At 30.6% G+C, this 19,642-nt stretch carries 15 protein-coding genes; 14 read left to right on the plus strand and 1 reads right to left on the minus strand.

Features of this window, described 5'->3' with window-relative positions; translation table 11 throughout:
- Positions 1 to 113: 113 nt before the first annotated feature.
- From addB to ACX6CF_RS14130, 12 genes are all read left to right on the plus strand, one after another.
- Positions 114 to 3,527, plus strand: a complete 3,414-nt coding sequence (addB, locus tag ACX6CF_RS14075) for a helicase-exonuclease AddAB subunit AddB (RefSeq protein ID WP_458785980.1) — start codon at positions 114 to 116, stop codon at positions 3,525 to 3,527.
- Positions 3,528 to 3,608: 81 nt separating this feature from the next.
- A complete protein-coding gene (locus tag ACX6CF_RS14080) occupies positions 3,609 to 3,920 on the plus strand; it encodes a hypothetical protein (RefSeq protein ID WP_458785981.1) in 312 nt (103 codons plus the stop codon).
- 4 nt (positions 3,921 to 3,924) lie between these two features.
- Positions 3,925 to 4,965, plus strand: coding sequence for a V-type ATPase subunit (locus ACX6CF_RS14085; protein WP_458785982.1), 1,041 nt, complete (start codon positions 3,925 to 3,927; stop codon positions 4,963 to 4,965).
- Between the two features lie 15 nt (positions 4,966 to 4,980).
- A complete protein-coding gene (locus ACX6CF_RS14090; RefSeq protein WP_458785983.1) occupies positions 4,981 to 6,909 on the plus strand; it encodes a V-type ATP synthase subunit I in 1,929 nt (642 codons plus the stop codon).
- A 131-nt stretch (positions 6,910 to 7,040) separates the two neighbouring features.
- Positions 7,041 to 7,466 (plus strand): ATP synthase subunit C, encoded by a 426-nt coding sequence (locus tag ACX6CF_RS14095; RefSeq protein WP_458785984.1) that lies wholly within the window; start codon positions 7,041 to 7,043, stop codon positions 7,464 to 7,466.
- A gap of 104 nt (positions 7,467 to 7,570) precedes the next feature.
- On the plus strand, positions 7,571 to 7,879 hold the full coding sequence (locus ACX6CF_RS14100; protein WP_458785985.1) for a V-type ATP synthase subunit F: 309 nt from the start codon (positions 7,571 to 7,573) through the stop codon (positions 7,877 to 7,879).
- A 56-nt stretch (positions 7,880 to 7,935) separates the two neighbouring features.
- Positions 7,936 to 8,532 carry a V-type ATP synthase subunit E gene (locus ACX6CF_RS14105; protein WP_458785986.1) on the plus strand — a complete coding sequence of 199 codons (597 nt, stop codon included), beginning with the start codon at positions 7,936 to 7,938 and terminating at the stop codon, positions 8,530 to 8,532.
- Positions 8,533 to 8,546: 14 nt separating this feature from the next.
- Entirely contained in the window at positions 8,547 to 10,334 is a 1,788-nt protein-coding gene (locus tag ACX6CF_RS14110) for a V-type ATP synthase subunit A (RefSeq protein ID WP_458785987.1), read from the plus strand.
- A complete protein-coding gene (locus tag ACX6CF_RS14115; protein ID WP_458785988.1) occupies positions 10,331 to 11,725 on the plus strand; it encodes a V-type ATP synthase subunit B in 1,395 nt (464 codons plus the stop codon). The genes ACX6CF_RS14110 and ACX6CF_RS14115 overlap by 4 nt, the downstream gene beginning before the upstream one ends.
- 56 nt (positions 11,726 to 11,781) lie before the next feature.
- Positions 11,782 to 12,390, plus strand: coding sequence for a V-type ATP synthase subunit D (locus ACX6CF_RS14120; protein ID WP_458785989.1), 609 nt, complete (start codon positions 11,782 to 11,784; stop codon positions 12,388 to 12,390).
- 139 nt (positions 12,391 to 12,529) lie between these two features.
- Entirely contained in the window at positions 12,530 to 16,216 is a 3,687-nt protein-coding gene (gene addA / locus ACX6CF_RS14125; RefSeq protein WP_458785990.1) for a helicase-exonuclease AddAB subunit AddA, read from the plus strand.
- A 151-nt stretch (positions 16,217 to 16,367) separates the two neighbouring features.
- Positions 16,368 to 16,562 (plus strand): small, acid-soluble spore protein, alpha/beta type, encoded by a 195-nt coding sequence (locus tag ACX6CF_RS14130; protein WP_458785991.1) that lies wholly within the window; start codon positions 16,368 to 16,370, stop codon positions 16,560 to 16,562.
- 77 nt (positions 16,563 to 16,639) lie between these two features.
- Here the strand turns inward: ACX6CF_RS14130 and ACX6CF_RS14135 are convergent, their stop codons facing one another.
- A complete protein-coding gene (locus ACX6CF_RS14135; protein ID WP_458785992.1) occupies positions 16,640 to 17,515 on the minus strand; it encodes an AraC family transcriptional regulator in 876 nt (291 codons plus the stop codon).
- A 178-nt stretch (positions 17,516 to 17,693) separates the two neighbouring features.
- On the opposite strand from ACX6CF_RS14135, the gene ACX6CF_RS14140 reads away from it, so the two are divergent.
- Positions 17,694 to 18,758, plus strand: a complete 1,065-nt coding sequence (locus tag ACX6CF_RS14140) for a Gfo/Idh/MocA family protein (RefSeq protein ID WP_458785993.1) — start codon at positions 17,694 to 17,696, stop codon at positions 18,756 to 18,758.
- Between the two features lie 21 nt (positions 18,759 to 18,779).
- Positions 18,780 to 19,640, plus strand: coding sequence for a sugar phosphate isomerase/epimerase family protein (locus tag ACX6CF_RS14145; protein WP_458785994.1), 861 nt, complete (start codon positions 18,780 to 18,782; stop codon positions 19,638 to 19,640).
- Positions 19,641 to 19,642: the final 2 nt, after the last annotated feature.

Genomic DNA, 19,642 nt, shown 5'->3' on the forward strand with positions numbered 1-19,642 from the left:
GGTCATTTTTTTCTTAACATATAGTAATTAATCTGTTAAAATAATAATGTTGGGAATTTTTAATATGAAAAAATTATTTTTACTTATAGATGATGATAGTTAGGGGGATTAATATGTCGCTACAATATATACTAGGATGTGCTGGATCAGGAAAAACATATTATTGCTATGATAAGATTATAAAAGAATCCATGAAAAATATTGATAAACCCCTTATCATGATAGTTCCAGAACAATTTACACTAGAGACACAAAAAGATATCGTTAAACTACATCCTTCATCAGGTATCATGCAAATAGAAGTTTTAAGTTTTCAAAGATTAGCTTATCGTATACTTGATGAAATTGGTGGTGCTAATAAGACTTTACTTGGTAATACCGGTAAAGGTATGGTTATTAGAAAAGTTATTGAAGAAGGTAAGGATAAACTTAAATTATTCTATAAAAATTCTGGGAAACCAGGATTTATAAAGGAATTGAAAAGTGTTATAACAGAGTTATATCAATATGATATATCAACACAAGATCTTACAAAATCATTAGAAGAATTGAGCAATAAACCATTGTTAAAAACAAAAATAAATGATTTGCAGATTGTTTATGATGGATTCAAAGAGTTTATCAAGAATGAATACATTACTAACGAAGATACATTAGATATATTAAGTGAATCAATTAAAAAATCTAACCTATTAGAAGAATCTACAATATGGATAGATGGATTTTATGGATTCACACCTATACAATATAAAGTATTGAATGAAATATTAAAGAAGTGTAATGAAACATATCTTACTCTTACAATAGATAACATAAATAAAATAGATGATTTATCAGATGAGTCAGAGTTATTTTATGAGACAAAAAAAACAATATACAAATTGAATAATCTAGCGAAAGAGAGCAAAGTTAAGGTCTTAGATCAGATACTTCTTGATAATGAATGTAATAGATATAAAAATAAAGCATTAGAACATTTGGAAAGAAATATTTTTAGGTATCCATATAAAATATACAAGGAAGAAAAAAACGGTATTCATATACGTACATCTCCCAATATAAGAAAAGAAGTAGTTGATTTATCTAATAATATAATTAATCTAGTAAAAGAGAATAATTATAGATATAGAGAGATAGCAGTAGTAACGGGTGATCTTGATGGATATGAAAAAATTATATCCAGGTGTTTCAAAGATTATGATATACCATTTTTCATAGATAAAAAGAAAGATATTCTATCTCATCCATTTGTAGAATTTATTAGAGCAGCTATTTCAATTATTGATAAAGGGTATACATATGAAACTATATTCAGATATCTAAAAACAAGTTTGACAGGAATACCTATCAAGGACATAGATATTATAGAAAATTATGTATTGGCTTATGGGATAAAAGGTAGAAAACAATGGGAACAAGTATTTGATTATCCTTACATAAATAATAAAAACAATGATGAATATGCTAATGAACAATTACAAAGAATAAATGTAACTAGGGAAAAAATAGTAAATCCACTATTAGAATTTGGTAAAAAAATAGGTGGTAAAAAAGTAAAAGTAAGGGACATTACTCAGGCTTTATACAGTCTTATAGTGAACCTAGGTGTAGAAGAGAAAATATACGATTTAAGTGAGATATTCAGGCTTAACAATGAGTTGTTATTAGAAAAAGAGTATAAGGCCATCTATAAAATAATAATGGAATTATTAGACAATATAGTAGATATATTAGGCGATGAAGAGATTGCTCTTAGTGAATACAGTGTTATACTAGAATCAGGACTAGAACAGTGCGAGATGGGACTTGTCCCGCCAGGACTTGATCAAGTAGTAGTGGGTGATCTAGAAAGGTCTAGATTAAGGGAAATAAAAGCATTATTTATAATAGGGCTCAATGAAGGGAAAATACCTAAGATATCAGTTAAAGCTAACATTTTATCTGATTCTGACAAAGAAAAATTAATGGAAAAAGGTATTGAACTTGCGCCAAGTAACAAGAAAAAAGTTTTTGAGGAACAATTCTTGATATATACAGGATTAACAAAACCAAGTAATAAATTGTATCTCAGTTATGCTAGAACTGATATAGATGGGAAGGCAATGCGACCGTCAATACTTATAAGTAGAATTAAAAAAATCTTCAAAAATTTTGAAGTTGTTGATATAGAATCTCAAAATGACGAAGATAATATATATCTTCAAAAACCTACGTTTAGAAATATGCTAAGCAACTTACGAGAATATTATAATATCGGTCTAACTGATTATTGGAAAGATGTTTACAGCTGGTATTATAGTAATAACACGTGGCATGATGTAGTTAGATCAGCTGTTAATGGATTATATCATGTGAATAAAGAAGATTTTTTACCAGATGAATTAGTTACTAGTATTTATACAGATACACTTATCAATAGTGTTTCTAGGTTGGAAGAATTTTCCAAGTGTCCTTTTGCTCACTTTTTAGACTATGGATTACATGTTTCAGAAAGAGTGGTAAGAGAGATAACCATGCCTGATATAGGTATATTATTTCATAGATCCATAGATGAATTCTCTAAAAAATTAAATAAAAGAGAATTGGAATGGGGCGATATTGAAGATGATGTAAGGGACAGATTGGTAGAAGAAACAGTTATACAAATAGCTGATAAATACTGTAATAATATCTTTTACAGTACAGGAAGAAACACTTATCTAATTAATAGATTAACAAGAATCACTAAAAGAGCTATATGGGCACTTCAATATCATATCAAAAAAGGAGAATTCAAGCCTACTGATTATGAAGTAGCATTTGACCCTGATAAAGGAGACCTTGATTCACTAAAAATTGATTTTGATGATGAAAGAACTATGAAATTAAGAGGTAGAATTGATAGAGTTGATAGATATGACACAGATGATACTATTTATGTAAAAGTAATTGATTATAAGTCAGGTAATAAACAATTTGATATTACTGCTCTTTATTATGGATTACAATTACAATTATTAGTATATCTAAATGCTGTAACTGAATTAGAGGAAAAGAAAACGACAAGAAAAATTGTTCCAGCAGGAGTTTTTTACTATCATATTGATGATCCTATCATAAAGACAGAGTCAGATATAGATAAAGATGAACTGGAGAAACAAATAATTAAGAGTCTGAAAATGAATGGGTTAGTCTTAGAAGATGTTGATATCATTAGTAAAATGGATAATGAAATCAACAATTACTCAGATATACTGCCAGTCCAGATAACAAAAAAAGGAACCATAGGCAAGAGGTCATCAGTTGCTTCTAGAGAACAATTTGAACAATTGATGGATTTCGTTAAGGACAAAACAGAAGAGATAGGTAGAGAAATCATGAATGGTAATATACTAATCTATCCATATAAAAATGGTAAAGATAACGCTTGTGAATATTGCAAATATTCATCTATTTGCCAGTTTGATTGCTCTGTCGGCGATAATGAATATAGAATATTGAATAATATGAGCAAAAATGATGTATGGGAAAAAATAGATAAAAGTTGAGATTCTTAAAAAATTTTGATATCATATAAATTAGGTTTAAAAAAGGAAAGGTAAAAGAGGTTACAGAAAAGAGGTGCAGTGATGGAAGCTATTATCAATAAAATAATTTCTATTGAAAATAAAGCTAGGGAGGTATTGGACACAACAAAAGAAGAAAAAGAAAATAAACAAAAAGAAATGTTAAACAGAACCAAAGAATTAAAAGATAAGATATTGCATGATGCAAATAGAAAAGTTAAACAACTAAGGCAAAGAGAACTTGATGAAGCTCAGAGTGAAGCAGATGAGTATATAAAAATGGCAAAAGAAAGACTTGAAAAAATGAAATTATATGGGGATGAAAAAAGAGAAATATGGAGTGATGAGCTTGTAAAAGCAGTTCTAGAGAGGTGAGTATATGCTAGCAACGTTCAAGTACAGTCATCTTTCTACTAAGATTAGAGCAATGAAAGGCAAAATGCTAACAAAAGATGACTATGAGCAACTACTTCTACGAAACAGTGTACTAGAAGTTGCAATATATTTAAAAAATAATACTTATTATAATGACTTTTTACAAGAACTAAATGAAAGCAATGTTCATAGAGGACAGGTAGAAATGCTTTTATATAAGTCAATCATCAGTGAAGCTCTTAAAATAGGTAGGTATCTCAAAGGAAATGAAAAATCTGTTTTTAGATATATTTATCGTAGACAAGAGATAGAAGACTTGAAGAAAATGCTTAGAACATTACAAATGGGTGGAGATATACACCAAATTGATAGAAGATTGTTTTTTATTAATAAATATAGTGTAATTGATTTCAATAAGTTGTTTGGGGCAAAAGATATTAGAACTTTTGTTGATGGATTAATGGGAACTAATTTCTATATGATTTTGAATCCATTAATAAAAGATGATAAAAATATTGATTTATTTGCAGCAGAGATGGCACTGGATATGTATTATTACAAAAAACTTATTGTACAACTTGAATTGGTAAGTGGTACAGATAAAAAAGTAGCAGACCATATTATAGGTTTAGAAGCTGACTTACGTAACATTATGTGGATATACAGAGGGAAAAAATATTATAATATATCTAAGGAACTTTTATACAGGTATCATATTCATTATCGTTATAAGTTAAGTCGAAAAGATTTGAAATTACTTATCAATTGTAGCAGTGTTGAAGAAATAACTCCAATATTGAAAAAAACACCATATAATGACATTTTATCAACAGATGAACATTATTGGGAAAAGGAGTTCTATGAGTACATACTCAGTACTCATGATAAAAATATAAGTATGTATCCATTCTCTATAGCACCTATACTTGGTTATATGTTTGCTAAAGAGGTAGAAATAATGAATATTACAACTATTATTGAAGGAATAAGATATGACGTTGATCCAAGCAAAATTAAAAAGTTTTTAATAGGTTTTGAAAAATAGGGAGGAGGCGATTTCATGTCAATTGAAAAAATGTTTTTTGTAAATGTAGCTGGACCAATCAAAGCTCTGGATTATTTTGTAATCAAGAACGTATTACCTTATGATGTACAGTTGGTTAATGCAATTTCAATACTAGATTCAGTTAAAGGTTTATACCCATTTTCTATTCAAAATCCCTATGATAATGTGATTAAGAAATTAGGTAAATTATGCGAGAATCTTGACATTAAATTAGAGCAGATTGAAATTGATGACAAACAAATCAATTGTGCTCTTGACGTAGAACCTGTAGTAGAAGATTTGAGCAATGAATTATCAAAACTTATAAAACAAAAAGAAGAACTAAGGAATAAGATAACAATTAATCAGAGAATAAGAAAACAGATTATTCCAATCAAAAATGTAGATATTGAGATCAATAAACTATTTGAATTCGAGTTTATGAAATTTAGATTTGGAAAAATGCCAAAGGATAGTTTTTTGAAACTTAATAATTATGTAGAGGACCTAGAGGTAATAGCTTTCAAGGTATTTGAAGAAGACGATCATGTTTTCTTATTATATTTTATGCCTAAAATAGTACAAGAAAGTATTGATAGTTTGTTTGCATCATTATATTTTGAAAGAATCAGGATTTCTGGGGAAGTAAAAGGACATCCGAAAGAAGTAATTGAAAGTATAGATGATACTTTGACTAAGTTATCCAATGAAGAAAAAGAAAGTGATAAAAAGATAGATAACTTCTACAAAGAGAATTATGACAAGATTGCGGACATATATAATATCATTAACCAATTAGATCAAGTATTTGATGTTAGGAGACATGTAGTCCATTCAAAGGATGCTTTCTATCTTACTGGCTGGGTTCCTAAGAGTCAACTTGATGACTTTATGGGTAAGATTAAGGAAGATGAAGATATAACCTGTATAGTAGAAGAGGATGAAGCGGTTAAGAAGACTAAACCTCCTACAAAATTGAGAAATAATAAATTCTTTAAACCATTTGAGTCATTAGTTGAGATGTATGGTACACCATCTTATAATGAACTTGATCCAACACCTTTTGTGGCTATAACATACTTGCTAATGTTTGGTATGATGTTTGGAGATGTAGGACAAGGGTTAGTAATAGCATTGTTAGGTTATTATATTTATAAGAAAAAAGGAAGTACCCTAGGGAAAATAGGTATATATGCTGGTATTGCATCAGGGATATTTGGTTTGTTTTATGGATCCATATTTGGAAATGAAGAGCTTTTAAGAGAAATCTTTTCATTTATACCAATGATTAATCCTATGGAAAACAAACAATTAATATTAATTATTGCCATTGGATTTGGTGTTTTATTATTAATACTGGCAATGGTTCTAAACATATGGAATGCTGTCAAAAAGAAGAATATAGGTCAATTACTTTTTGATAGAAATGGATTAACAGGGCTAATTTTCTATCTAGCACTTATTTATTTAACTCTTTCAAAAGTATTAAGAAGTGACTTCAAAATTGCAGCATGGCAGATTATATTATTGATTGTGTTACCATTAATATTAATATTCTTATCACACCCTTTGGGAAATTTAATTGAGAAAAAGAAACATATATTACCTGAAGATAAAGGAGGATATTTTATTGAAGCTATATTCGAACTTATTGAAACTTTACTTGCCATATTAAGTAATACAATATCATTCATAAGGGTTGGTGCTTTTGCTCTTAATCATGTTGGGTTTTTCTTAGCTTTTCACATGATGGCAGATATGGTAGGTGGTACAGGAAGCATATTTGTAATGATTTTCGGTAATATATTGATTATTTGTTTGGAAGGGTTAATAGTAGGTATTCAAGGTTTAAGATTAGAATATTACGAATTATTTAGTAGATTTTTTAGTGGTGAGGGCATAAGCTTTAATCCATTCAAAATAAAAGATAAACAAGCAACTTAAAATATAAGATGTAATGTATTACATAGATATTGGTTGCGAAGAGCTTAAATAGTTGATTTATGATAATAAATAAAATAAAGCTGCATTTTAAGATAAATGAGGCTTATGGGAAAATCAAGGAGGAAAATATAATGGATATAGTAATGAGTTTAGCACTTTTATTAGTGATTGTTACAGTGGGAACTGGAGTATATGCAATTAAGAGAGGTATTGATGGAAGCAAAGCCAAAACGATTTTAGGAATCAATGTTTTAAGTTTCTTTGGGATTTTGATAGTAGCTACTGTTGTTTTGTTAACAGGAGGAACTACAGCCCTAGCTGCAGAAACTACTGAAAAAGTGGCTGCTAGTGCAGAAGGTATGAGATATATAGCAGCAGCATTATCAACTGGTTTAGCTGCTATAGGTTCAGGAATTGCAGTTGCCGTATCTGGTTCAGCAGCTATAGGTGCAATTAGTGAAGATTCAAAATTGCTAGGTAAAACAGTTATCTTCGTTGGTCTTGCTGAAGGTATCGCTATCTATGGACTTATCATATCTATATTGATTTTAGGTTAATAAACAAAAGAGGCTATATCGACTTATTCTCATTGAGAATATTTCTGCAACAGGAAACTTTCATTTAAGAAATTTCCTATAGCATAAAACGGAGGTAGACCACCATGAAAATGTACCTTATAAGTGATAATATTGATACGAAAACAGGTATGCGTTTAGCAGGTGTTGAAGGTGTAGTTGTACATGAGATTGAAGAAATAGGTAATGCTCTTGATGAAGCTCTAAAAGATAGGGATATAGGTATAATATTAATAACAGAAAAGCTGGGTAAATTGATTGCAGATAAGATAAAGGATATAAAACTCAATTATCATACGCCTTTAATTGTAGAGATTCCTGATAGACATGGTACCGGTAGAACACCTGATTCAATTACAAAATATGTCAGAGAAGCTATCGGGCTAAAAATATAATAATAATCAAGAGATTTGTTTTCGTTTAATACTGTTAAAAAGGAAGAAGGGTAATTATGCGAATTGTTGAAGAAAAGATAGATAAGTTTGCTCATGACATCATGACAGATGTAAGTAATCAAAGAAAAGAAATAATGGAGCAAATGGAAAAAGAACTTGATGTAATATATGAAGAAAAAGAGCTTGCATATCTATCCAAAGCTTATGAAATAATTCAAAGTGGATTAAAAAGTATACAAAAGGAAAAAAATGAAATAATATCTAGGTCTATTATGGATAGTAAACGAAAGATATTGAAAGCTAGAGAAGAAATAATAAAAGGTACTTTCCAAGATGCAGAGAAAAAATTAGAAGAATTTACACAAAAAAAGGAGTACCAACAATATCTGAAAAATATGATAAAAGAGGACGTAACCAAAATGGGAGATGGGGAAATATTAATATATATTGACCATACTGATGAAAAATATCTTAGTAGGCTTAATGAAGAATTTGATAATAAAGTTAATCTGGAAGATAAGAATAAAAAAATGATTGGTGGATGTAAGATATTCAATAAGACTAAAAACTTATACTTAGATGATTCATTTTATAGTAAATTATACAAGCAAAAAGAGACATTTTTGCATAATTGTAATCTTGAAATTGAGTAAAGAAGGTGGCAAATTTGAACAAAGATGATATGATAGTTGGGATAAATGGACCGGTTGTAACTGTGAGAGGTAGCAGTAAGTTTAAAATGTTAGAAATGGTTTTAGTTGGGAATGCCAAATTAATAGGTGAAGTAATAAGTATAGAAAATGAAGATATTATTGTACAGGTCTATGAATCAACTACTGGAATAAAAGTAGGAGAACCTGTAATATCAACAGGTGAACCCTTATCACTTCAATTAGGACCTGGTATTATAGGTGGAGTTTTTGATGGAATTCAACGTCCTTTAAGAAAGATGGAGGAGATTTCTGGTTCTTTTATTAGCAGAGGATTAGACATAGAATCTCTCAATACTGAAAAAGAATGGGTAGTTGAAGTTGTTGTAAAAAAAGGTGATAGCATTAAAGGCGGAGATGTATTAGCGGAAATTAAGGAAACTGATTTAGTTATACATAAAGTCATGATGCACCCATATATGTCGGGAGTAGTAGAATATGCAGCTCCTAATGGAAGATACAAAGTTCACGATACCATTATTAAAATAAAGACAGAACAAGATGAAATAAAAGAACTTGATTTAATACAAAAATGGCCAGTTAGAATGGCAAGACCTTTCAAAAGTAGGAGAAGACTTACAATACCTCTTGTTACAGGACAAAGAGTTATAGATACATTATTTCCAATAGCAAAAGGTGGTACAGCCTCTATTCCAGGTGGTTTCGGTACTGGAAAAACAATGACGCAACATCAGCTTGCAAAATGGAGTGATGCTGATATCATTGTATATATTGGTTGTGGAGAAAGAGGTAATGAGATAACTGAAGTGTTAGAAGATTTTCCAAAGTTAATAGATCCAAAATCAGGCAAGTCATTGATGGATAGAACCATATTGATAGCGAATACTTCTAACATGCCCGTTGCTGCGAGAGAAGCCTCTATATATACGGGAATAACTCTAGCCGAATACTATAGAGATATGGGATATCATGTAGCGATAATGGCGGATTCTACTTCTAGATGGGCTGAGGCACTTAGAGAGATATCAGGAAGGCTTGAGGAAATGCCAGCTGAAGAAGGTTTTCCAGCTTACCTACCATCAAGATTATCGCAGTTCTATGAGAGAGCAGGATACGTTGATAATCTTAACGATAGTGAGGGTTCAGTAAGTATAATTGGTGCTGTTTCACCTCAAGGTGGAGACTTTTCAGAACCTGTAACACAGAATACAAAAAGATTTGTTAGATGTTTCTGGGCTCTTGATAGGCAATTAGCTTATTCAAGGCATTACCCAGCAATACACTGGTTAAATAGTTATAGCGAATATATAGATGACTTAGAGAATTGGTATGAAACTAAAGTAGCTGATGATTTCTTTGAATTAAGAACTAGGATAGTGAGTTTACTTCAAGCTGAAAGCAAATTAATGGAAATTGTTAAATTAATTGGAGCTGATATTTTACCCGAAGATCAAAAATTAACTCTTGAAATATCAAAAGTTATTAGATTAGGTTTCTTACAGCAAAATGCATTTAATGATATTGATACTTATGTACCTATGAAGAAGCAATATAGAATGATGGAAATTATTCTATACCTACATGATAAATCTAAAGAGCTGGTAAATGGCGGAATACCAATGTCACAGCTTAGGAAAACAGGTATATATGATGAAATGATTAAGATGAAATATAATGTAAGTAATAATAATCTTAAAGAATTTGACCTACTGAAAGAGAGAATTGATAATTTCTATGAAGAAGTAAAGGAAAGTTATAAGAGTTTCGAAAGGAAGAAGCTATGAGTATAGAATATTTAGGATTAAAACAAGTAACTGGTTCCCTTGTAGTTCTTAGGGGTGTAAAAGATGTATCATACGAAGAAATGGTTGACATAAAACTTGAAAATGGAGAAGAAAGAGTAGGTAGAGTCATAGAAATAAAAGACGATATAGCTGTTATTCAAGTTTTTGAAGGAACTACAGGTATATCAAGCGCTAATACAAGGACAAGTTTCAGGGGGAAAGCTCTTGAAATACCTTTATCAAAAGAAATATTAGGTAGAACATTAGATGGGCTAGGACGACCAATTGATGGACTAGGTGATATAATACCTGAAATCAGCAGAGATATTAATGGAAGTCCAATAAATCCAATTTCTAGAGAATATCCAAGAAATTATATACAGACAGGTATATCTGCAATAGATGGGCTTACTACTCTAATCAGAGGACAGAAATTACCTGTATTCTCAGGAAATGGTTTGCCTCATGATGCTCTAGCTGTTCAGATTGTAAAACAAGCTAAACTTACAGGTGAAGATGATGAAAATAATTTTGCTGTTGTTTTTGGAGCGATGGGTGTAAAAAATGATGTTGCTGAATATTTTAGAAGAAGTTTTGAAGAAAGCGGTGTATTACAGAAAGTTGTAATGTTCCTTAATCGTGCTAATGATCCAGTTGTAGAAAGAATTGTTACTCCAAGATGTGCGTTGACTACTGCTGAGTATTTGGCATTTGAACATAATATGCATGTGTTAGTTATACTAACTGATATGACTTCTTACTGTGAAGCACTTAGAGAAATCTCTTCATCAAAAGGAGAAATTCCTAGTAGAAAAGGTTTCCCAGGTTATATGTACAGTGATCTTGCTTCTTTGTATGAAAGAGCTGGAATGTTAAGAGATAGGTCAGGTTCTATCACTCAGATTCCTATATTGACTATGCCTAATGATGATATAACTCATCCAATTCCTGACTTGACAGGATATATTACAGAAGGTCAGATTGTTCTTGATAGGTCACTACATCAAAAAGGGATTTATCCACCAATAATAGTAATACCTTCATTATCTAGACTTATGAAGGATGGTATTGGTGACGGATTTACTAGAGAAGACCATCCACAGATAGCTAATCAATTATTTGCTTCTTATGCCCATGTGCAAGAGGTTAAGGCGTTAGCATCAGTAATTGGAGAGGATGAATTATCTGATATAGATAAAAAATATATGCATTTCGGTAAAGTTTTTGAAGAATTATTCGTATCACAGGCTAGAGATGAGAATCGTTACATGGATGCAACCCTTGATCTGGGTTGGAGACTTCTTGGAATATTACCACGAGAAGAGCTTGATAGAGTTGATGATGAGGTATTAGATAAATATTATAAACCTTATTATGAGGAAGCAAAGTAGATTACTCATATTAGCCCCCCCTCAGTAATTAAACTTAGTAAAGGAAAGTGATTGATATGGATACAACATTATTTCCTACTAAAGGTAATTTGATTGTAGCAAAAAACACACTGAGATTATCTAAGCAAGGTTATGAGCTGTTAGATAAAAAAAGAAACATACTGGTAAGAGAAATGATGCTTCTTATAGATAAGGCAGAGGAAATTCAATCTCATATTGATTCAACTTTTACAGAGGCATATGATGCGCTTCAAAATGCTAATATGTCTATAGGGATAAGTACTGTTGAGCAAATAGGGACTGCTGTTGAAGAAGAAAAAGATATTGAGATAAAAACACGAAGTATCATGGGGGTAGAGATACCCATAATCAGTATACCAGAGGAAGAAATACATCCCCAGTATGGTTTTGCTAGAACTTCACTATCCCTTGATGAAGCATTTAGTAAATTCTATAAAGTTAAACAGCTAACAGTAGTAATGGCTGAAGTAGAAAATGCAATCTATAGACTTGCAATCAATATTAAAAGAACTCAAAAAAGGGCTAATGCCCTTAAGAATATAATGATTCCAAGGTATACAGATTTGACAAAACATATACAAAATGCTTTGGAAGAAAAAGAAAGAGAAGAATTTACTAGATTAAAGATGATAAAGAAAAACTGATAATAAATCTCTTGTTGGCGATGAAACAAGCCGGGCAGGAGATTTTTTTACTCGGAAAACTTAAACCGCTAGCTATTGCCCTTAGTATACATATAGATTATAATAAAAAAGAATACGATTATAGTTTAGGAGAATGGTCATGTCAGGTGTAAAATGGACGTTAGAACAACAAAGTGTCATTAATACAAGAAATCGAAATTTATTGGTATCTGCGGCAGCTGGTTCCGGTAAGACAGCGGTACTTGTTGAACGAATTATTAAGATGGTTATAGATAGGGAAAATCCAGTGGATATTGATAAACTCCTTGTTGTAACTTTTACTAATGCAGCTGCATCAGAAATGAGGGGCAGAATATCCGATGCTTTAGAAAAGAAGATAGATGAAAATCCTGAAAACAGATATTTGCATAAGCAACTTTCATTATTGCCAGGTTCCAATATCATGACTATACATGCTTTCTGTCTTAATGTTTTAAAAAACAATTTTCATATAATTAACTTAGACCCTTCTTTTAGAGTAGCAGATGAAACAGAATTGACACTTCTTAAAAGTGATACAATAAAAGAGTTACTGGAAGAAAAATATCAATTAGAAGATAATGGTGATTTTACAGCATTAATTGAAAGTTATACTTCTGGAAAATCAGATGATAAAATAGAAGAATTAATATTAGAATTACATAGATTTGCAATGAGTAATCCATGGCCTGAAATATGGTTGGATGAAAAGGTAGAACAACTTAATCTAAATGATATAGATAGTATTGAAGATTCCCATTGGGCTGGAATGATTAAAGAAGTATTAAGATATGAAATACCAATGTACATAAAGATTCTAGAAGAATGTAAAAGAATATGTAACGAGGAAAATGGACCAGTAGGATATTTGGATGCTATTTTATTGGATATCAAGAACATGCAAGGGATTAACAATATTATAGATACATCTTTAGAAAATATTTCCCAAGAAATAATTAAGGTTGGGTTCGGGGCTATCGGAAGATGTAAAAAAGGTGTGGACAAGGTTTTACAAGAAAGAATAAAAGATATCAGAGATGATGTTAAGGAGAATTTCAATAAGATAAAATCAGAGTTCTTTTTCAAGAGTGGAGATAGTATTATTAATGATATAAATAATACATATCCAGTGATAAAAACTTTGTGCAATCTAGTAAAAGAATTCATAAAAAAATACCAAGATGCAAAAGCAGAAAAGAACATAATTGATTTCAATGATATAGAACACTTGGCATTGAATATATTAATAAGTGAAGATGAAGAAGGCAATAAAACACCATCAAATGCAGCGCTTGAACTGCAAGACAGATTTAATGAGATACTTATTGATGAATATCAAGACAGTAACTTAGTACAGGAAACAATACTTACAAGCGTTTCAAAAGTATTAAGAAATGAGCCTAATATGTTTATGGTAGGTGATGTAAAACAAAGTATATATAAGTTTCGATTGGCAAAGCCAGAGTTGTTTATGGAAAAATACAAAACATATTCTATAGAAGAAAGCTTATATCAAAAGATTGATCTCCATAAGAATTTCCGTAGCAGGAAAAGCGTGATTGATAGTACTAACTATTTATTTAGCCAAATTATGTCTAGTCTATTTGGTGATGTAATTTATGATGATACAGCAGCATTATATCTTGGAGCTGATTATGGAGAGTTCACAGAAGGTGAAACAGCAGGTTCTTCAGAAGTTATATTTATAGATAAAAAAGAGATGATTCAAGAAGAAGGGGCAGAAGGAGAGGAATTAGAGGCAAAAGTTATTGCGGATAGAATAAAACAACTTATTAATCCACGTAATCCTTATCATGTGTATGATAAAAAGTTGGGTAAATATAGACAAGCTATGTATAAAGATATAGTTATATTAATGAGAAGTACCAGCACAAGAGCGGATGTATTTGTAAATGAATTAATAAATTGCGATGTGCCAGCTTATACAGATGCTACTTCAGGTTATTTTGACACAATTGAGGTGAAAACGGTACTTGCATTATTAAAGATAATTGATAATCCTAGACAAGATATTCCTTTAATCTCTGTACTAAGATCACCTATTGTTGGACTGAAGGCCGATGAATTAGTACGTATAAAGGCAGCTTTACCAGACGGTGAATACTATGATGCATATGAGCAATATATTATTGGGACAATCAATGAAGACGAGCTAAGTATAAAATTAAATCGTTTTGATAAGCTATTAAATGACTGGAGAAAAAAAGCTGTTTACATGCCTCTTAATGACTTGATTATTGATATTTATGATAGGTCACATTATTATAATTACGTATCAGTGATGACAGGAGGAAGACAGAGAAGGGCTAATTTAGATTTACTTATTGATAAAGCTATAAAATACGAATCTACTAGTTATAAAGGATTATTTAATTTTATTAGATATTTAGAAAAAATACATAAGTATTCAATTGATATGGGAGAAGCTACTGTATTTGGAGAGAGTGAAAATCTAGTTAGGATCATGAGCATACATAAGAGTAAAGGACTTGAATTCCCTATAGTCTTTATCGCTGGGATAGGTAGACAGTTCAATATGCAAGATATTAATAAACCTATACTGCTACATCAAGATTTTGGTCTTGGACCAAAATATGTAAATTATGAGTTGCGCTACGAAGTTAAAACATTACCGAAAGCAGTGATAAGTAGAAAAATTAAGAATGAAAATATATCTGAGGAACTAAGGATATTATATGTTGCTCTTACTAGAGCAAGAGAAAAATTAATATTGGTTGGTAGTTGTAAGGATTTATGTAAAAAAGCAGAAAAATCATCAAGATACCTATTTTTCCCAGATAGATTGTTAATACCGAAAGTTATATCCAGTGGACATTCTTATATGGACTTCATTATACCAACCTTATTAAGACATAGGGATGGAGAAATAATGAGAAACCTATTAGATAACCCATCCATATGTTCAACTGAAGAGTTATTCAATCATGAATCTTCATGGGATATTAAGATAGTGACAACAGATGATATTTTTAGTAAAGAAGAAGGTACACTAAAGGCAATGAATGAGACATATGAAAGTCTACTAAATTGGGATTGTGAAAAAAAATATAGTGATTATCCAAAAGAGTATTTCGATAGTAATCTTAACTGGATATATCCTCATGGTGATGCTGTATTGAAACCAATAAAAATATCTGTCTCAGAAATAAAAAAACAGAGTATACCAGATGAATCAATAGAATATGAAGAAATGTTTAATGAATTAGAGCCATATAAACCAAGATTTATGGAAGAAAAGTTAAATCTTACATCAAGTGAAAAAGGAACAGCATTCCATAAAGTAATGCAACATATAGATTTTAATAAATTACACGAATATGATTATATTGTTAATTATCTAGATAGCTTATATCAAGGTGAAATAATTACAGAAAAAGAAAGAAAAAGTATACCAATCAAGTCTATTTTGAATTTTAGTAATAGTGGGCTTTTGCAGAGAATGATTATAGCAGAAGAAAAAGGTAAATTAAAAAGAGAGGTTCCTTTTGTATTAGGAGTACCATTAAAGAATATCTATAAGGACTGTGAAATAGATGAAAAGGCATTGGTACAGGGCGTTGTTGATTGTTACTTCGTTGAAGATGATAATATTATATTAGTAGATTATAAAACAGATTATCTAAAGGCAGAAGAACAAGAGGTTCTAATAAAAAGATACAAGAAACAGATGGAACTATATACCATAGCTCTTGAAAAAATAATGAGTATGAAAGTAAGTGAAAAGATATTATATGCTTTTAGTATTGGTAAAGAGATAAGTATATAAAAAGTTTTACTGGTACAGACACCTCCTGATATAATTAAATAGTAATTATAAAGGGATAATATGAAAAACTAATGATTTTCAAGAGATTTTTTTAATAATGTATAAAATATCCATTATAACCCAATAATTAAAATAGAAAGGGTGGTTATATATGGAAAAGAATAATAATAAAGATGAAAAAGAAAAAAAGACACTCACTGAAAATGAAAAACTTAAGTATGAAATTGCTGAAGAATTAGGTTTGTTAGATAAAGTTAGTGTTGGTGGGTGGAAATCCTTAACTGCCAAAGAAACAGGTAGAATCGGAGGATTAATGACTAAACGTAAGCGAAGTGTTAAAAAATAGATGAACTTAATCAGGTTAAAAAAACCTTGCTCAGTACTGGGAGCAAGGTTTTTTTATTTGATATATTAGTTTTTTTGTCAGTCCAAAATAATATTTTTACGCCTGTTTGATGGAGACGTGTCTTTTATACTTTTATAGATACGACTAAAATAACTGGTATCGTGAAAACCAACGCAATAGGCTATCTCACTAATAGATAAATCAGAGTTGATTAATAAATTATCAGCTTCTTGTATTCGTATAGAGTTAATGTAATGAGTTACAGTATGTCCAGTCATTTTTTTGAACATACGGCAGAAATGATATTTACTCGTATGTGCTTGTTCACTCATATGGTCTAGGGTTAAATCATTGGTATAATTATTTTCAATATATTTTAAAATCCTATTGAATCTATCAATGTTTTGAGTACGATACTTCACTTGAGTATCTGTAAGGACGGTGTTGATATAACGACGCATCAATATAACAATAAGTTTGTATAAGGAAGCTTTTATACATAATTCAAATCCAACTTGACGGTTGGTATATTCATCATTGATTGATTCTATACATTGCTGTACAGATTCATCATTTACTATTAAATTCTTGAATAATATTCTGTTTTCTATTATTGGATTGATATATTTAGAATCACAAAGGTCTATGATTCTGCTATTAAGGATATGAGGGTCTAATATAATACAATAATACCGAAAATCTTCAGTTAGATTCTGCCCAAAGTGGATTTCATTGCAATTTACTACTACAAGGTCTTTTTCATTAACTATAAAAGACTTATCGTTACATTTAATTAAAGCAGAGCCTTCAATAATATATAGGAGTTCCATCTCTCTATGCCAATGAGTATAAACAGCAGTAGAATTAATACCTTTGGAATGATTTTTCATCAATTTCATACAAAAATCAGGATTAGGCATAGTCATTTTTTCACGTAGTAAAGATTTATCCATTAATTTAACTACCTTTCTGAATTTACTTTTCTATTTAAATATGAGCAATATTGTTATAGTTTTGAGCAATAGAATTAATGTGGATTTATCATATATGTACTATAATAAACTACAAAATAGTAAATGTAAACACTATATAAGTTGAATTAAATAATAATAATTATGAGGTGATTGAAAGATGGATAAAGTGAAAGTGGGTATTATAGGAGCAGGGAATATTAGTGAATTACACGTACAAGGTTACAAAAAACTTGAAAATGTAGAATTAGTGGCTGTATGTGATTTGGACAAAGAAAAAGCAGAGGAATATGCTGCTAAACATGATATACCAAATATCTTTACAGATTATAATGAAATGTTGAAGATGAAAGATCTGGATGCAGTCAGTGTAACTACTTGGAATAATTCTCATGCACCTATCAGTATTGCAGCTATGAAAGCAGGAAAGAATGTTTTATGTGAAAAACCTTTAGCCATGAATGCTGATGAAGCTCAAGAGATGGTTAATACTTCTAAGGAAACTAATAAATTATTAATGGTCGGTTTTGTTAGAAGATTTGAAAAAAATGCTAATTATATAAGAAAAACAATAGAAAATGATGAATTAGGAAACGTCTATTATGCCAAAACAGGATATATGAGAAAATGGGGAAATCCAGGAGGCTGGTTCTGTGATAAAAAACGTTCTGGTGGAGGTCCTGTTATAGATCTTGGCGTTCACGTTATTGATTTAATCAGTTATTTGACAGGAAAACCAAAAGCTATATCAGTGATGGCATCTACTTTTAATCATCTAGGACTTAAACCATATATTAAAGGTATAAGCAAATATAATGCAAAAGATTATGATAAAGATAATCCTTACTGTGATGTAGAAGATTCAGCAACTGCATTAATCAAATATGATAATGGTATGACACTAAGCATTGAAACTAGCTGGGTACTACATACTAAAGAGGATAATAACTATTTGATGTTATACGGAGATAAGGCTGGAGTCAAGATGGAGCCTGAACTTGAATTCTATAAAGAGCACAACGATTATTTTGTTGAAGAAAAACCTGTAATAAAAGAGGAACAAGATAAGTTCTCAGCAATATTCCAGAGAGAGACAGCACATTTTATTGATTGTATAGTTAATGATACAGAATGTAGAAATCCAGGGGAAGATGGAGTAGCGATAATGAAAATCTTGGATGCTATATATGAATCTGCTCAGTCAGGACATGAGGTAATATTATAAAATAAATAGGAGGTTATAAGGATGTCAGAGAAAAACAAAATAGGTGTTATTGTTGATTCATTTAGAGTTGGTGTAAAAGAAGGTATTATAAAAGCAAAAGAAGTAGGAGCTAGTGGAATACAGATATATTCTGTAAAAGGAGAAATGTCTCCTGATAATCTTAGCAAACAAGCAAGAAGAGAATTACTTGATTATATAAAATCCAATGGACTAACTGTATCTGCACTATGCGGAGACTTGGGTGGACATGGTTTCACTATAAAAGAAGATAATAAGAAAAAGATAGAAATGTCCAAGAGAATAATGGATCTAGCAAAAGATTTGGAAACAGACATTGTCACAACACATATTGGAGTAGTACCAGAGGACAAAAATCACGATAGATTTAAGATTATGCAGGAAGCCTGTGAAGAGTTAGGAAATTATGGAGATCAGGTAGGAGCGTATTTTGCAATAGAAACTGGACCAGAGAGAGCGATGACTCTTAAAAACTTTCTAGATAGTTTGGATAGCAGAGGGGTAAGAGTTAATTATGATCCAGCTAATCTGGTAATGGTTACAGGCGATGATCCTGTACAAGGTGTATATACATTAAAGGATTATATTGTTCATACTCATGCAAAAGATGGTATTATGATTAAAGAATCTAATCCAGAATACATATATGATTGTTTCGCTAAAGGTCTTCCAGAAGGATTTCATTGCGATGATTACTTCTTAGAGAAACCATTAGGAAATGGAAATGTAGATTTTGATAATTATATAAAAGCTTTATGGGATATAGGATATAATGGATTCTTGACTATTGAAAGAGAAGTAGGTTCTAATCCAGAAAAAGATATACGTGAAGCTGTAGAATTCTTACAAAAAATTATAGGTTAGGA

It is taken from the genome of Vallitalea sediminicola, assembly GCF_054408565.1.

Bases quoted from the DNA above. Each gene is read 5' to 3' on its own strand.
- addA (WP_458785990.1), top strand. From the start codon at position 12,530: ATGTCAGGTGTAAAATGGACGTTAGAACAACAAAGTGTCATTAATACA.
- addB (WP_458785980.1), top strand. From the start codon at position 114: ATGTCGCTACAATATATACTAGGATGTGCTGGATCAGGAAAAACATAT.
- ACX6CF_RS14135 (WP_458785992.1), bottom strand. From the start codon at position 17,515: ATGGATAAATCTTTACTACGTGAAAAAATGACTATGCCTAATCCTGAT.
- ACX6CF_RS14115 (WP_458785988.1), top strand. From the start codon at position 10,331: ATGAGTATAGAATATTTAGGATTAAAACAAGTAACTGGTTCCCTTGTA.
- ACX6CF_RS14100 (WP_458785985.1), top strand. From the start codon at position 7,571: ATGAAAATGTACCTTATAAGTGATAATATTGATACGAAAACAGGTATG.
- ACX6CF_RS14130 (WP_458785991.1), top strand. From the start codon at position 16,368: ATGGAAAAGAATAATAATAAAGATGAAAAAGAAAAAAAGACACTCACT.
- ACX6CF_RS14090 (WP_458785983.1), top strand. From the start codon at position 4,981: ATGTCAATTGAAAAAATGTTTTTTGTAAATGTAGCTGGACCAATCAAA.
- ACX6CF_RS14080 (WP_458785981.1), top strand. From the start codon at position 3,609: ATGGAAGCTATTATCAATAAAATAATTTCTATTGAAAATAAAGCTAGG.
- ACX6CF_RS14095 (WP_458785984.1), top strand. From the start codon at position 7,041: ATGGATATAGTAATGAGTTTAGCACTTTTATTAGTGATTGTTACAGTG.
- ACX6CF_RS14145 (WP_458785994.1), top strand. From the start codon at position 18,780: ATGTCAGAGAAAAACAAAATAGGTGTTATTGTTGATTCATTTAGAGTT.
- ACX6CF_RS14140 (WP_458785993.1), top strand. From the start codon at position 17,694: ATGGATAAAGTGAAAGTGGGTATTATAGGAGCAGGGAATATTAGTGAA.
- ACX6CF_RS14105 (WP_458785986.1), top strand. From the start codon at position 7,936: ATGCGAATTGTTGAAGAAAAGATAGATAAGTTTGCTCATGACATCATG.
- ACX6CF_RS14120 (WP_458785989.1), top strand. From the start codon at position 11,782: ATGGATACAACATTATTTCCTACTAAAGGTAATTTGATTGTAGCAAAA.
- ACX6CF_RS14085 (WP_458785982.1), top strand. From the start codon at position 3,925: ATGCTAGCAACGTTCAAGTACAGTCATCTTTCTACTAAGATTAGAGCA.